This window comes from Streptosporangium sp. NPDC050284 (genome assembly GCF_044459525.1).
GTDB lineage: Bacteria > Actinomycetota > Actinomycetes > Streptosporangiales > Streptosporangiaceae > Streptosporangium.
The window spans coordinates 196,545-211,479 of record NZ_JBITIZ010000007.1 but is presented as its reverse complement, the minus strand read 5'-3'; the positions used below and the strand labels follow the sequence as shown (position 1 = coordinate 211,479).

The following is a 14,935-nucleotide window of genomic DNA, read 5'->3' as shown; positions in this document are numbered from 1 at the left end:
CCAGGTCATGGCTGACAAACCAGAAGTACGGGTGCGCCGGGTCTACGAGGAGCCGGAGGCCCAGGACGGTGCCCGGGTGCTGGTCGATCGGGTCTGGCCTCGCGGGCTCTCCAAGGAGAAGGCGCATCTTCAGGAGTGGTGCAAGGCGGTGGCGCCCTCGACCGAGTTGCGCAAGTGGTACGGCCACGATCCGGCTCGATTCGAGGAGTTCGGCCACCGCTACCGGGCCGAGCTGAAGGACCCCGAGCGGGCCGCCGCGCTGGAGCACCTGCGGGAGATGGCGGAGCAGCGAACGGTGACGCTCCTGACCGCGACCAGGCAGGCCGACATCAGCGAGGCCGTGGTCCTGGCCGACCTGCTGCGGAGTCGACCGCGGCGTCCTACGTGAGCCTGGCACCGGAGGAAGCGCGGCCGGGCGAGTAGCGAGGGCCGTCGGCCAAGGGGGGTCGCGAAACTCTCCCCCGAGCAGGTGATGGGGGTGCCCGGTTGCCAGGTCGTCGCCTGATCTCGAATACGGTGGGCAGGTGTCGGTCAGCGGCCGGTGGCCCGCGAGGCGGCCGCCGGGTCGAGCGAGAGCAAGGAACGCAGTGAAGCTTCTTCATTCAGGGAAGGTCCGCGACGTCTACGAGGACCGCGGGGACATCATCCTGGTGGCGTCCGACCGGGTGTCGGTGTACGACGTGATCCTGCCCACCCCGATCCCCGACAAGGGGAAGATCCTTACGCGGCTGTCGCTGTGGTGGTTCGACCGGCTCGCCGACATCGTGCCCAACCACGTGATCTCGGCGACCGACGTGCCCGCCGAGTTCGAGGGGCGCGCGGTGCGGTGCAGGAAGCTGGAGATGGCGAAGGTCGAGTGCGTCGCGCGCGGCTACCTGACCGGGGGCGGGCTGAAGGAGTACCGGGAGCACGGATCGGTCTCCGGCGTACCGCTGCCGCCCGGACTGCTGGACGGCTCCAAGCTTCCCGAGCCGATCTTCACCCCGTCCACCAAGGCGCCGCTCGGGCAGCACGACGAGCCCATCTCCTTCGAGGACGTCGTCGCCCTGGAGGGCGCGGAGGTCGCCGAGGAGTTCAGGCGGATCACGCTGGAGATCTACCGGCGAGGCTCCGAGCTCGCCGCGGAGCGGGGCGTCATCATCGCGGACACCAAGATCGAGCTGGGCTGGGACTCCGAGGGCACCCTCGTGCTCGGCGACGAGGTGCTCACCTCCGACTCCTCCCGTTTCTGGCCCGCCGACCGGTGGGAGCCCGGCCACGCGCAGTTCTCCTTCGACAAGCAGTACGTGCGCGACTGGGCGACCGGCACGGGCTGGGACAAGAAGGAGCCCGCCCCTGAGGTGCCCGCCGAGGTCGTGGAGGTCACCCGGCAGCGCTACATCGAGGCGTACGAACGCATCACCGGCAAAACCTGGTGAGACCAGGAGCCCGGCCCCGCGAAGCCGCGTGACCTGCTGAATGCCGAGAGCGAGTGCCCTCGGTGAGCGTCGGAGGCCAGGGCCCGCGGGACGGGGGTCCTCCTGCGGAAGAGCATCCTCGGCCGTCCGCGGGGGCGCGGGTCAGAGGGGAAGTTTCCGCTCGACCGCGGCGCCCACGATGGCCGGGCCCGGCTGGGCCGCGCCGACGGGCGCCCCGAAGTCGGCCACGATGCAGGTGATGTTGTCGGGGCCGCCGCCCCGGTTGGCCAGGTCGATGAGCCGGCGGACGGCCTCGTCGGGGTCGGAGATCTCGGTCAGCGTGTTGAACAGGGTCTCGGGGCCGACCACGGCGGTCAGGCCGTCGGAGCAGAGCAGGTAGCGGTCCTGCGGGTATGCCTCGCGCAGCGACAGGTCCAGCTCCCCGTCGCCGGTGCCTTCGAGGACCCGCAGCACCATCGACCGGCGCGGGTGCTCGGCGGCCTGCTCCGGGGTGATCCGCCCCTCGTCCACCAGCGACTGGACCAGGGTGTGGTCGTGGGTGATCTGGTACAGGGCGCCGTCGCGCAGCATGTAGGCCCGGGAGTCTCCCACGTGGGCCAGGGCGAAGGTGGCACCGTTCCAGAGCATCGCGGTCAACGTGGTGCCCATGCCGCGGAGCGTGGGGTCCTGCTCGCTCATGTCGTGCAGCGTGTGGTTCACGTCCCTCGCCGCGCCCTTGAGCGCGGCGAGCAGGTCGACACCGTCGGCGGGCAGGGTGTCGTCCAGCTTCGCCATGGCTGTGACGGCAAGTGAACTGGCGACCTCTCCACCCGCGTGACCACCCATGCCGTCGGCTATGGCGAGCAGGCGCGCACTCGCGTAGCCCGAGTCCTCGTTCGCCTCACGACGGACACCCACGTCGGAGCGGGCCGCGTAGCGCAGTGCAAGTGGTTGGTTCAGTGCCATGAGGGCAGTAAATCATTGGTTGAAGCACTTCACAAGCAAAGTCGTTGTAGACCGTTGCGGCACGGTCAACTACTGTGACCCACCATGGAGGAGAGTCAGGAGATCACCGTGAACGCGGGCGACATCGCCCGGCTCGCCGGGGTCGGCAGGGCTGCGGTGAGCAACTGGCGCCGCCGCCACGAGGACTTTCCCCAGCCGGTGGGCGGCACCACCTCCAGCCCACTGTTCTCCCTGCCCGAGATCGCCGTGTGGTTGCGCGCGAACGGCAAGTCGTTCGAGGTCTCGCTCGGTGACCTGGTCTGGCAGCGGATGCGCACCTCGGTCGACGACCTCAGACTGGGCGAACTCGTGGGCAGGGTCGGCGCGTTCCTGCTCTTCCTGCGCCGTGAACCCGCCCTCTGGCGTGATCATGGTACGAAGTCTCTCACCCGCGTGGCCGAGGTGACGACGGATCTTCCCGGCTCCGCCGATCTTCTTCTGGACGACCTCGCCCTCGTCCGGCTGGTGGCCGAGCTGGCCGCCGAGCGCGACCCGCTGGAGGTCTTCGAGTTCCTGTTCGAACGCTACGCCGAGGCCCACTCCCGCCAGCTCCCGGTCACCAGGGACGACGTGGCCGCGCTCATGGTCCGGCTCGCGGCCGGGGAGGGAGGCGTCGTCCTCGACCCCGCGTGCGGCGTCGGGACACTGCTGCTGGGCGCGGGCTCCCTCGCCGGGCCGCGTACGGGATCACGGACGGGCCGCAAGGGGCGTGCCCGGTCGGGACGGAAGAACGTCCTGATGGGACAGGAGATCAACGAGTCGAACGCGCTGCTCACCGCCGTACGGGTGCTGCTGCGCGGTGCGGAGGCGCGGATCGTCGCCGGCGACTCGCTGCGTGAGGATCGCCTCGCCGGTGAGCTCGCCGACGCCGTGGTCTGTGACCCGCCGTTCAACGAGCGGGTCTGGGGACATGAGGACCTCGCCGGTGACCCGCGCTGGGAGTACGGGCTGCCGCCGCGCGGGGAGTCGGAGCTGGCGTGGGTGCAGCACTGCCTGGCCCGGGTGAGACCGGGTGGCCTGGTGGCGATCCTGATGCCCACCGCCGCCGCCAGCCGCCGTCCCGGCAAGCGGATCCGTGGCAACCTGCTCCGGGCGGGCGCGCTGCGTGCCGTGGTGACGCTCGCACCCGGCGGCCCCGACCTGTGGATTCTCCGCAGGCCCGACGGCGGGCGTCCGCCGTCCCGGCTGCTGCTGGTGGACGCCGGTGACGACCTGTCGATCGTGGAGCCCGCCTGGCGCGCGTACCAGAAGGATCCCGAGGCCGAGCTGTCCGGCGAGAGCAGGACGGTGCGGATCATCGACCTGCTCGACGACGAGGTCGACCTCGCCCCGTCCAGGCGCCGCCCGCAGCACGGCGGCCCCGACCTCCTGCGCGACTTCACCGACGCCCTGGCCGGCTTCAAGGAGACCTCGGCCCTGCTCTCGGACGCCACCCCCGCCCTCCAGCCGCTCGCCGAACGGCAGGACCTGCCGACCACCACGGTCGGCGAGCTGGCCAAGGCGGGACTGATCACGATCCTGCAGGCGCCGGCGAGGATGTCCGCCGACGAGGGCCCCCTGCCGGTGCTGACCGCCGAGGACACCGCGGCGGGCACGCCGCCCTCCGGCCGGACCACCCTCGACCCGGCCCTGGTCATGATCCGGCCGGGTGACGTGGTGACCACCGTGCTGGGCGCGGTCAGGGTGATCACCCACGGCGGCGCGGCGCTCGGCCCGCAGCTCACGCTCTACCGGGTCGATCCGCAGCGGCTCGACTCCGGGTTCCTCGCCGGGTTTTTGCGCTCGGCCGACGCGGCCAGGGTCCATCCCAGCTCCAGCCGCCTCGACGTGCGGCGGGCGCGGGTGCCCGTGCTGCCGCTGTCCGACCAGCGGATGTACGGCACCGCCTTCCGTGAGCTGTTCGACCTTGAGGACAAACTGCGCGAAACACGGACGCTGGGGGAAACGCTGATCCGGCTAGGCTTTGACGGACTGGTCGACGGTCATCTCCGACCGTGCGACCAAAGGGCTTGATGCCCTCAGGTCCAGGGGAGGGTCGATGGTCATCGGCGACCGGTACGTCCTCGACGACCTCCCTCTCGGCCAGGGAGGCATGGGGGCCGTCTACGGCGGTCACGACAAGCATCTCGACCGCAGGGTGGCCGTCAAGTTCCTGAAGTTCCTCACCGGCCCAGACGAGGAGCTGAAGCGGCGTTTCCTGCGCGAGGCCCGCATCCTGGCCAGGCTGGAGCACCCCGGCGCTCCGGTCCTGTACGACTTCGGCACCTTCGACCAGCGGCTCTTCCAGGTGATGCAGTTCATCGAGGGCGTCACCGTGGCCGACGTGGTCAGCGAGCACGGCCCGCTCCCCGTGCCGTGGGCGGCGGCGATCGCCGCCCAGGCGTGCGCGGTGCTGACGGCCGCCCACGCGCTCTCCGTCTGCCATCGCGACCTGAAACCGACCAACCTGATGCTCTGCCCCGACGGGAGCGTGAAGGTCCTCGACTTCGGCCTGGCCGTGCTGCGCGAGGCCGACTCCACCCAGTTCACCCGGGTGGGCCAGATTCTCGGCACCCCGTCGTACATGGCTCCCGAGCAGATCCAGCGCGGCCTGTCCGGCCCCCGCAGCGATCTCTATGCCCTCGGGTGCGTGATCCACGAGATGCTGACGGGCCGCCAGCTGTTCACCGGCCCCACCGAGTACGCCGTGTTCGAGCGCCAGGTGAAGGAACGCCCGCCACCGGTGCCCGGCATCCCTGACGAGCTGAACCGCCTCCTCGCCGACCTGCTGGAGAAGGACCCCGACAACCGTCCCTCGGGAGCCGACGTCCTCTACGAGCGGCTGCAGCCCTTCGCGGTGGACCTGCCGATGCTTCCCGGCTTCCTGCACCCGTCGTCGGTGCCGAGCCCGGGGCGGATGTACGCGCGGATGGTCGGCCGGGTCCTGGATTGAGGCCCTGAACCGAGGTCCTGGGCTGAGGTTCCGGGCTGGGGGGAGAATGCGATTCGTGGAAGGTCGATGGGTCGAGGTGGCGGACCGGGTGCTCGTGCGGCGGTACGCCGAGCTGGACCTGTCCGTGGGGCTGGTCATGGGCGACGGCGGTTGCCTGGTGGTCGACACGCGGGGAGATGAGCGGCAGGGGGCGGAGCTGCTCGCGGAGGTGAGACGGATCACCCGCGACCCGTGGACGGTGGCGATCACCCACTCGCACTTCGACCACAGCTTCGGCACCCGGTCCTTCCTCGACTGCCCGGTCTGGGCGCACGAGGGCTGCCGCGCCGACCTGGTCGAGAACGGCGGCCGGGCGAGGGACGAGTGGGAACGGTACTACCGGGATCTGGAGCGGCCGGACATCGCCGACGACATCGCGAGGACCGAGATCGTGCCGCCGGACCACCTCGTGGCCGACCGGACGCGGCTCGTCGTCGGGGGCCGCCCGGTCGTCCTCGCCCACCTCGGCCGCGGCCACTCCGGCAACGACCTCGTCGTCCACGTGCCGGACGCCGGGGTGATCTTCGCCGGGGACCTGGTGGAGAACGGCGCGCCGCCTGCCTACGAGGACGCCTATCCCCTCGAATGGCCCGCCACGCTCGCCGGGCTCCTCGGCCTGCTCGACCGGCCCGACGACGGTCCCGGTCCCGATGGAACGACCGAGTTCTTCCCCGCCTCCGGTGACACGACCACCTCCACCTCCGGCTCCGGCCCCGGCTCCGGCTCCGGCTCCGGTGGCACGGTCGTTCCCGGGCACGGCGACCCGGTCGACCGCGCGTTCGTCCTCGCACAGCACGCGGAGATCGCCGCCCTCGCCGAGTTGTGCGAGCGGGTGGCGGCAGGTCTGCTCACCCCCGCCGACGCCGTACGCCTGTCGCCGTACCCCGAGGAGACCACCGAGATCGCCCTCGGCCGCGCCGCGGGTAGCCCCTGGGAGGGGCACAGGGAAGGGAGCGGACCGCCTCGTTGAGCCCGGACCCCCTGCCAGTCCGTCGCGTCACCACCGTGCCGCCGGTCAGATCTCCTCTTTGAGCCCCGCCGTCGGGTCGAGCTGGCGCGGCTGCATCGCCACCCTCGGATGGTGCAGGTCGAAGGCGGGCCGTTCAGAACGGATGGCCGGGATCGAGGTGAAGTTGTGCCGGGGCGGGGGGCAGGAGGTGGCCCACTCCAGCGAGTTGCCGAAGCCCCACGGGTCGTCCATCGTCACGCGCGGAGCGTGGCGCGCGGTGTACCAGAGGTTGTACAGGAACGGCAGCGTGGAGAGGCCGAGCAGGAGGGCGCCGATGGAGGAGATCAGATTGAGGGTGGTGAACCCATCGAGCGCGCTGTAGTCGGCGTAGCGGCGCGGCATGCCTTCCGCGCCCAGCAGGTGCTGGACGAAGAAGGTGACGTGGAAGCCGATGAACAGCGTCCAGAAGTGCAGCTTGCCCAGCTTCTCGTTCAGCATCTTGCCGGTCATCTTCGGCCACCAGAAGTAGAAGCCGGAGAACATCGCGAACACCACGGTGCCGAAGACCACGTAGTGGAAGTGCGCGACCACGAAGTACGAGTCGTGCACGTGGAAGTCCAGCGGCGGGGAGGCCATGATGACCCCGGTCAGCCCGCCGAACAGGAACGTCACCAAAAATCCCACGGCGAACAGTATGGGCGTGTCGAATGAGATGTGCCCCCGCCACATGGTGCCGACCCAGTTGAAGAACTTCACCCCGGTCGGGACCGCGATCAGGAACGACATGAACGAGAAGAACGGCAGCAGCACCCGGCCCGTGGCGAACATGTGGTGCGCCCACACCGTCATCGACAACCCCGCGATGGCGATCGTCGCGCCGATCAGGCCGATGTAGCCGAAGAGCGGCTTGCGGCTGAAGACGGGGATCACCTCGGTGATGATGCCGAAGAACGGCAGCGCGATGATGTAGACCTCCGGATGGCCGAAGAACCAGAACAGGTGCTGCCACAGGATCGGCCCCCCGGTCTGCGGGTCGTAGATGTGGGCGCCGAACTTGCGGTCGGCCAGCAGGGCGAGCAGCGCGGCGGCCAGCACCGGAAAGGCCATCAGCACCAGGACACCGGTGAGCAGCGTGTTCCAGGTGAAGATCGGCATGCGGAACATCGTCATCCCCGGGGCCCGCATGCAGATGATCGTGGTGATGAAGTTCACCGAGCCGAGGATCGTGCCGAGCCCGGACATCGTCAGGCCCACGATCCACAGGTCTCCACCGAGCTGCGGGGAGTAGGTCGCGTGGGAGAGCGGCGTGTACCCCGTCCAGCCGAAGTCGGGGGCGCCCCCGCCGGTGAGGAAACCGAAGCTCGCGATGATCCCGCCGAACAGGAAGAGCCAGAAGCTCACCATGTTGAGCCGGGGGAAGGCCACGTCGGGCGCCCCGATCTGCAGCGGCATGACCACGTTCGCGAATCCGGCGAACAGCGGCGTGGCGAACAGCAGCAGCATGAGGGTGCCGTGCATGGTGAACAGCTGGTTGTACTGCGCCGTGGTCAACACCTGCAGTCCCGGCTGGGCGAGCTCCCCCCTGATGACCATGGCCATCAGCCCGGCGAACAGGAAGAAGACGAACGACACCATCAGATACATGTAGCCGATGACCTTGTGGTCGGTGCTGGTGAGCCAGCGCACGACGATCGAGCCCGGCTCCTTCGCACGTGGCGCCAACGGTGAGGTCAGCGGCTCCTCGCGTGACTGTTCGGAGGTCGTCACGACCCACTCCCTTCGAGCCGGCTCGCCCTCGAACCCGCCCTCCCGGAAGACAGGCCATCCTCGGACCGGCCCATCCCCGAAGCGGACCCGCCCCCGAACCGGCCGTTTCAAGTCGGCCGATCCTCCAACAAACCGGATCATCCTCAAATCGGCGCGGCATCTGGATTCCACCGCCTTCTCCCGGCCATCCCCAGGGAAGGCGGCTCCCACTCGCCCGCCTCGCCATCTTGCCCGCGCGATGACCTGGCGATTAATCCTCCTTATCCGCTCCCCGATCATTCCGCGACCCGCGTCCCCCGCTCGCCGCGGCGTCCGTACGCGCCGCATGGGCAACATGGGACGGCCCATCACGCTTGACCCGGGGGCAGAGGGGGCACGCCGCTGGAAACGGAGTGCCGAAAGGAGCGACGTCATGGGTGAACGACAACGAGTCGTCGTGATCGGAGGAGGGTTCGCGGGTTTCACCGCGGTCCGTACCCTCTCCCGGATCGCGAAGGGCGCGATCGAGATCGTCCTGATCAATCCGACCGACTACTTCCTCTACCTGCCCCTGCTGCCGGAGGTCGCGGCCGGCATCCTCGACGCCCGCAAGGTGGCGGTCCCGCTGGCGGGCGACTATCCCGGCGTACGGTATCTGCTCGCCACGGCGGACAGCGTCGACATCGAGGCGCGCCGCGTGAAGTGCACCGACGCCGAGGGCAACCACCGCGAACTGGGCTACGACCGCCTGGTGGTCGCGGTCGGCAGCGTCAACAAACTCCTCCCCGTACCCGGGGTCGCCGAGTACGCCCACGGCTTCCGCAGCATCGTCGAGGCCCTCTACCTGCGCGACCACCTGATCCGCCAGGTCGAGCTCGCCGACGCGTCCGACGACCCCGAGGAGCGTGCGGCCAGGTGCACCTTCGTGGTCGTGGGCGCCGGGTACACCGGGACCGAGGTCGCGGCGCAGGGCCAGCTGCTCACGAACGCCCTCCGCAGGCACCGGCCGAGGCTGCGTGACCAGCCGATGCGCTGGATCCTCGCCGACATCGCCCCGCGTATCCTCCCCGAGCTGGACGAACGCCTGTCGCGGAGCGCGCACCGGACGCTGTCCGAGCGGGGCATGGAGATCCTCACCGATACGAGCGTGGCCGAGGCGACGGCTGAGGGGGTGAAGCTCTCCGACGGGGAGTTCGTACCGACCAAATCCCTGATCTGGTGCGTCGGCGTGCGCCCCGACCCGATGGTGGAGTCCCTGGGCCTGCCGACCGTGAAGGGGCGTCTGCGCGTCGACGAGTACCTGAGGGTGCCCGGCCACCCGGAGATCTTCGCCTGCGGCGACGCGGCCGCGGTCCCCGACCTCACCCGGCCCGGCGAGTACACGGCGATGACCGCCCAGCACGCCGGCCGCCAGGGCAGGCAGGCCGCCCGCAACATCGCCGCCTCCTACGGCCACGGACGGCTCAAGCCGTACAAGCACAGCGACCTGGGGTTCGTCGTCGACCTGGGAGGGACCGGTGCCGCCGCGAACCCGCTGGGCGTGCCGCTGTCGGGCATGGCGGCCAAGGTGGTCACCCGGGGTTACCATCTGCTGTCCATCCCGCGCAACCGGGCGCGCATCGCGGGAAGTTGGCTGCTGGACCTGCTGACGCCCCGCCAGACCGTCCAGCTGGACGTGGTCCGCGGCTCGGCGGTCCCGCTCAAGCACACCACCCCCGAGGCCCCTCACGCCCCGGACGGGGAGGCGTCGAAGGCGGACGCCTCACGAAAGGCGGGTGCCTCGTCGAAGGCGGGCGGCTCGTAGACGAGCGGCTCAAAGGCGGGTGATTCGTAAAGGACGGCGATGTTTTCGGCTCTTCCGGCGATGCTCGCGGAAAGCCGGGTAGGGGCGGAGTATGGCAAAGATCGGTTACACGATGATGTGTGAGCAGACGCCCGCCAGGCAGCTGGTCAAGGACGTCACGACGGCCGAGCGGGTCGGTTTCGACTACGCGGTCATCTCCGACCACTACTTTCCGTGGCTGGAGGAGATGGGCCACTCCCCGTACGCCTGGTCGGTGCTCGGCGCGGTGGCGCAGGCCACCCGGCAGCTGCCCCTGATGACGTACGTGACCTGCCCGATCATGCGTTACCACCCCGCGGTGGTGGCGCAGAAGGCGGCGACGATGGGCGTGCTGAGCGAGGGCCGCTTCACGCTCGGACTGGGCGCGGGGGAGAACCTCAACGAGCACGTGACAGGTCAGGGCTGGCCTTCGGCCGACACCCGGCACGGGATGTTCCGCGAGGCCGTGCAGATCATCAGGGAGCTGTTCGAGGGTGGGTACGTCACCTACCGCGGCGAGTTCTTCGACGTCGACTCGGCCAAGCTGTACGACCTGCCGGACCAGCCCATCCCGCTCGCGATCGCCGCCTCCGGCGGCCAGTCGGGGAAGATCGCCGCCGAGCACGGTGACGCGCTGGTCGCGACCGATCCCGACTCGGACCTGGTACGCCTGTTCGCCGGGGAGGGTGGCACGGGCAAGCCCGTCTACGGCCAGCTCGCCGTCTGCTACGACCCCGACGTGGAGGCCGCCAAGGAGCGGGCGCATCGGCTGTGGCGCTGGTCGGTGGCCGGATGGAAGGTGATGGCCGAGCTTCCGGGGCCCGTCAACTTCGCCGCCGCCACCGAGACGGTGCGGCCGGAGGACGTCGCGGCCAAGGTGCCGTGCGGCCCCGACGTGGACGCCGTGGTGGAGGCGGTGCGCGCCTACACCGACGCCGGTTTCACCCACGTCGCCCTCGTCCAGATCGGCCACGAGCACCAGGACGCGTTCCTCGACTGGTCGGAGAAGGAGCTCCTCCCCGCCCTGAGCAACCTCTAGCCACCGGTAGTCCCCTCCGATCCCCGACCACCGGCTTCCCGGCCCCTGGCCCGAGCGACCTCCGGTCACCGGCTCCCGCCCACCCCGGTTCCCCCTCCCTGGGGTGAGGGAACCGGGAGACAGGAATACGGCGGGTGTTCGGGGGCACAGGCTTCAGGTGATCGATGAGGGACTCGTGCTACTCATGGCGTGGGCGCAGCTGCTCGGCCTGCTGGGTGTGCTGGCCTACTTCCTGCTGCGGCCGGGCCGATGAGGAGGCCCGGCGCTCTTGGGACTCTCGGGATACTGGCGGCGCTGCTGGCGGGATGTGTCAGCCCGGCCTGGGACGACCACGACTACTCCCTGAAAGCCGCAGCGACCGCCGAGGCGGCCGCCTCCAGTCTGGAGATCGTCCGCCTCGCGGTCGCGAACGAGGCCAGGCTGACCACCCCGTACCTGAAGACGGTGCTGACCGAGGCAGCCGAGGAGACAGGAGGTCTCGGCACGCAGTTCGGCGGGGTGCAGCCGCCGACCGAGGCCGCCGACCGGGTCCAGGCAGAGGTGCTGGACCTGACCACGCGGGCCGAGGAGCAGGTGAGCGACCTGCTCGTCCAGGTCAGGCGGGACGGCGTCAAGGACCCCGCACGGGCCGCACGCGAGCTGGAGAAGCTGGCCGCGGAGCTGCGGAGGTTCGGGGAGGCGCACCGGTGAAGAAGCTGTTCGCCGTGACGCTGGGCATCCTCACCGCCTTCGGTGGTTTTGTCGACATCGGCGACCTGGTGGCCAACGCCCTGGTCGGGGCCAGGTTCGGGATGTCTCTCGCCTGGGTGGTGGTCGTCGGGGTGGTGGGCATCTGCCTGTTCGCCGAGATGTCTGGGCGGATCGCCGCGGTCTCGGGACGGCCCGTCTTCGACCTGGTCAGGGAGCGACTGGGACCCCGGGCGGGTCTGGCAAATCTGGGGGCGTCGTTCTTCATCAACGTCCTCACCCTCGCCGCCGAGATCGGCGGCGCCGCCCTGGCACTGGAACTGGCGACGGGAGTCAACTACCTGCTGTGGGTACCGGGTGTCGCGTTCGTCGCGTGGCTGGTGATGTGGCGGGTGAAGTTCGAGACGATGGAACGGGTCTTCGGGCTGGCCGGACTCGCGCTGGTGGTGTTCGCGGTGGCGCTGTGGCAGCTCGGACCCGACTGGGGTGAGCTGGGTGCCCAGCTCACCCACCCGCCGCCCGACGAGGGCGTGCCCACCTACTGGTACTACGCGATCGCTCTGCTCGGTGGCGCGATGACGCCCTACGAGGTGTTCTTCTTCTCCTCGGGCGGGGTCGAGGAGCGCTGGACGCGCCGGGACCTGGTGACCGAGCGGGCCAACGTCTTCGTCGGCTTCCCGCTCGGCGGGTTCCTGTCGATCGCCATCGCCGCCTGCGCCGCGACCGTCTTCTTCCCGGTGCACGCCCAGGTGGACACGCTCGGGCAGATGCTGCTCCCGGTGGGACTCGGCCTAGGACAGGTGGGACTCGCCGCGGTGATCCTCGGGGTGTTCGCGGCCACGTTCGGGGCGACTCTGGAGACCGCGCTGTCGTCGGGTTACACCATCAGCCAGTACTTCGGCTGGCAGTGGGGCAAGTTCGTCCGCCCCCGGGACGCGGCTCGGTTCCACGCGGTCGTCCTGGCCGTGGTGATCGTCGCCACCGCGTTGATCCTGACGACCATCGACCCGATCAAGGTGACGGAGTACTCGCTGGTCTTCGCCGCCGCCGCACTCCCCCTCACCTACCTGCCCGTCCTGATGATCTCCAATGATCCCGACTACATGGGGGACCGGGTCAACGGCCGCCTCTCCAACACCCTGGGGACGGCGTACATGGTGCTGCTCCTCGTGGTCGCGGTGGCCGCGATCCCCCTGATGATCGCGACGAAGGCGGGACAATGACCTGGGCGACGGCTGCGAGGGGGGCGGGCCGATGACCGGAGCCAGGCGGATCCACGCCCAGCTGCACCTGCTGGACCGTCAGGTCGTACTGGCGGGCGACGGCCACCTGCTGTGCAAGGTCGACGATCTGGAGCTCGGCCACGACGCCGAGGGCCGCCCTTACCTGACCGCGATCCTGTACGGACCGCTCGCCCTGGGCCCGCGGATCGGAGGAGTCCCCGGACGCCTGATGGTCGCCGTGACCAGCCTGCTGAGACCCGAGACGCACCCCGAGCCCCAGCGCGTCCCGATGGTCCTGGTGACCGAGATCGGCAGCGCCGTCACCGTCGCGGGCCGGCAGGCGGAGCCCGCCCTGGAACGGTGGGCCAGGAAGAACATCATCGCCAAGATCCCCGGTAGCGGCGACGGGGACGGAGGCGAGGGCGGACGCGACGACGGGGACGACACCGGCCGAAGCGGGGGAGGTGGCCGGAGAGGCGGCGAAGGAGGCGAAGGCCGTCCGCCCAGGGTGAGCGACCTCATCGGCCGCCCGGTCGTCGACTCCGGCGGACGCCAGGTGGGCCAGGTCGCCGACGTGCGGTTCGACCAGGACGGGCCGCTGATCGAGGAGGTGAGGAACGCCTTCCGGCTCAACGGACTGATCGTGGTGCCCCGCCACACCGGCCGGTTGTTCGGCTACGAGCGAGGGCCCGGCGGCCGTGCCCCCTGGCTGGTCAGAGAGGTGATCCGCAGGCTGCACCGGAACAGCCGGTTCGCCACCTGGTCCCAGATCGCCACACTCGGCGGTGAGACCGTACGCCTGTCCGTACCCGTCGGCGAACTGTCGCCGCTCAGGGAGCTGTACGAACCCGACCCGAGCTGACCTCGCCCGGTCCCGCACGTACCGCCAGGAAGATCCACCGCGCGGCGGTTCCCCCCGGGCGTACGGGGAAGGCTCCCCGGGGTGGATGACGTCTGGGATCTGGTGGTCGTCGGCGGCGGGCCCGCGGGGGCGGCCGCGGCCCTGCGCGCGAGACAGCTCAGGCCCGAGGCGCGGGTCCTGCTGCTCGACAGGGCCGACTTCCCCCGTGACAAGGCCTGCGGTGACGGCATTGCCGCCCACGGGCGCGACGAGCTCGCCCTGCTGGGCGTTCCCGACCTCATCGCCGACTACCGGCCGACGCGGCGCCTGGCGGTGGTCTCCCCCGGCGGCGCCCGCGTCTCGGCCACCTCCGCCAGGTCCAACCACGTCGTGCCCCGCAAGGTCTTCGACGCCCGCCTCGTCGACGCCGCCCGCGCCCGCGGTGTCGAGGTCCGCCGTCACCAGGTCCGCGCGCTCGCCGCTCTCGGCGATCACGTGGTTCTCGACGGCACCGTCACCGCCCGCGCCGTGGTCGCCGCGGACGGGGCCAACTCGACCGTACGGCGCCTCATCGGCGTCTCCCCCTCCCCCGAGAAGCACACCGCGATCGCCGTGCGCGGCTACGCCGACGTGCCCGCCGACGACGACGTCCAGTCGATCTTCATGCAGCAGGACGGGTGGCCCGCGTACGCGTGGTCGTTCCCGATCGGCGACGGCACCGCCAACGTCGGCTACGGCATGCTCCTGCCCCGGCTGCACGCCACCGGCCTGCCGGGCAAGACGGTGCTGCACGGACGGCTCGCCGAGCTGCTGCCCCACGTGAACGCCCGTGACCTGCGTGCCCACCACCTTCCCCTCTCCCCCGGCCGCCCCGGGCCGGGTTCGGGGCGGGTGATGCTCGCCGGTGACGCCGCGGGTCTCATCAACCCGCTCACCGGCGAGGGCATCTTCTACGCGCTGCTTTCGGGCCGGCTCGCCGGGGAGGCCGCCGTCCAGGCGGCGGACGACCCGCTGCCCGCCTACCGGCGCGGCCTGAGAAAGGCCCTCGGCCGGCACCTGCGCACCACCGACGTGCTCGCCCTCGCCTCCCAGTCACCCGGCTTCATCGACGCCGCGATCGACACCGCCGCCCGCCGCAAGGAGGTGTTCGACCTGCTGGTCGACGTGGGACTGGGGGCGGGCACCGTACCGCTGCCGCTGGCGCTGGCCGTGGTCCGCCGCTGGCTGCTGAACGCCGCCCGGCGCCGCTGAGGGC

Annotated in this window: 13 protein-coding genes; 11 read left to right on the top strand and 2 right to left on the bottom strand. The window is 70.5% G+C overall.

Translation table 11 applies throughout. From position 1 onward, the window contains the following. Nucleotides 1-7: 7 nt before the first annotated feature. A complete protein-coding gene (locus tag ACIBH4_RS18480; RefSeq protein WP_362769080.1) occupies nt 8-388 on the top strand; it encodes a DUF488 family protein in 381 nt (126 codons plus the stop codon). 199 nt (nt 389-587) lie between these two features. Further along, the gene (locus ACIBH4_RS18475; RefSeq protein ID WP_362504472.1) at nt 588-1,418 is read left to right on the top strand and encodes a phosphoribosylaminoimidazolesuccinocarboxamide synthase; all 831 of its coding nucleotides are present in this window, start codon (nt 588-590) and stop codon (nt 1,416-1,418) included. 141 nt (nt 1,419-1,559) lie between these two features. On the opposite strand, the gene ACIBH4_RS18470 is transcribed toward ACIBH4_RS18475, so the two are convergent. Next, nucleotides 1,560-2,363 (bottom strand): PP2C family serine/threonine-protein phosphatase, encoded by an 804-nt coding sequence (locus tag ACIBH4_RS18470; RefSeq protein WP_362504469.1) that lies wholly within the window; start codon nt 2,361-2,363, stop codon nt 1,560-1,562. A gap of 84 nt (nt 2,364-2,447) precedes the next feature. Here ACIBH4_RS18470 and ACIBH4_RS18465 point away from each other — a divergent pair, with 84 nt between their 5' ends. The 3 genes from ACIBH4_RS18465 to ACIBH4_RS18455 are packed head-to-tail and all read left to right on the top strand — an operon-like array spanning nt 2,448 to nt 6,343. Then, on the top strand, nt 2,448-4,415 hold the full coding sequence (locus ACIBH4_RS18465) for an N-6 DNA methylase (RefSeq protein ID WP_362504466.1): 1,968 nt from the start codon (nt 2,448-2,450) through the stop codon (nt 4,413-4,415). A gap of 25 nt (nt 4,416-4,440) precedes the next feature. Then, the gene (locus tag ACIBH4_RS18460) at nt 4,441-5,334 is read left to right on the top strand and encodes a serine/threonine-protein kinase (protein ID WP_362504464.1); all 894 of its coding nucleotides are present in this window, start codon (nt 4,441-4,443) and stop codon (nt 5,332-5,334) included. A 46-nt stretch (nt 5,335-5,380) separates the two neighbouring features. Next, entirely contained in the window at nt 5,381-6,343 is a 963-nt protein-coding gene (locus ACIBH4_RS18455) for an MBL fold metallo-hydrolase (RefSeq protein WP_362769077.1), read from the top strand. A 45-nt stretch (nt 6,344-6,388) separates the two neighbouring features. On the opposite strand, the gene ctaD is transcribed toward ACIBH4_RS18455, so the two are convergent. Beyond that, nucleotides 6,389-8,056, bottom strand: coding sequence for a cytochrome c oxidase subunit I (gene ctaD / locus ACIBH4_RS18450; protein ID WP_362505105.1), 1,668 nt, complete (start codon nt 8,054-8,056; stop codon nt 6,389-6,391). A 445-nt stretch (nt 8,057-8,501) separates the two neighbouring features. On the opposite strand from ctaD, the gene ACIBH4_RS18445 reads away from it, so the two are divergent. From ACIBH4_RS18445 to ACIBH4_RS18420, 6 genes are all read left to right on the top strand, one after another. Further along, nucleotides 8,502-9,872 carry an NAD(P)/FAD-dependent oxidoreductase gene (locus ACIBH4_RS18445; protein WP_362504459.1) on the top strand — a complete coding sequence of 457 codons (1,371 nt, stop codon included), beginning with the start codon at nt 8,502-8,504 and terminating at the stop codon, nt 9,870-9,872. A 91-nt stretch (nt 9,873-9,963) separates the two neighbouring features. Next, nucleotides 9,964-10,929: an LLM class F420-dependent oxidoreductase gene (locus ACIBH4_RS18440; RefSeq protein WP_362504456.1), complete on the top strand. Its 966-nt coding sequence runs from the start codon at nt 9,964-9,966 to the stop codon at nt 10,927-10,929. A gap of 249 nt (nt 10,930-11,178) precedes the next feature. Next, nucleotides 11,179-11,619 (top strand): hypothetical protein, encoded by a 441-nt coding sequence (locus ACIBH4_RS18435; protein WP_362504453.1) that lies wholly within the window; start codon nt 11,179-11,181, stop codon nt 11,617-11,619. After that, nucleotides 11,616-12,839, top strand: coding sequence for a divalent metal cation transporter (locus ACIBH4_RS18430; RefSeq protein WP_362769075.1), 1,224 nt, complete (start codon nt 11,616-11,618; stop codon nt 12,837-12,839). Before ACIBH4_RS18435 ends, ACIBH4_RS18430 begins: the two co-directional genes overlap by 4 nt. A 31-nt stretch (nt 12,840-12,870) precedes the next feature. Next, nucleotides 12,871-13,701 (top strand): PRC-barrel domain-containing protein, encoded by an 831-nt coding sequence (locus tag ACIBH4_RS18425; protein ID WP_362504447.1) that lies wholly within the window; start codon nt 12,871-12,873, stop codon nt 13,699-13,701. A gap of 81 nt (nt 13,702-13,782) precedes the next feature. Beyond that, nucleotides 13,783-14,931, top strand: coding sequence for an NAD(P)/FAD-dependent oxidoreductase (locus ACIBH4_RS18420; RefSeq protein WP_362504444.1), 1,149 nt, complete (start codon nt 13,783-13,785; stop codon nt 14,929-14,931). Nucleotides 14,932-14,935 lie beyond the last annotated feature (4 nt).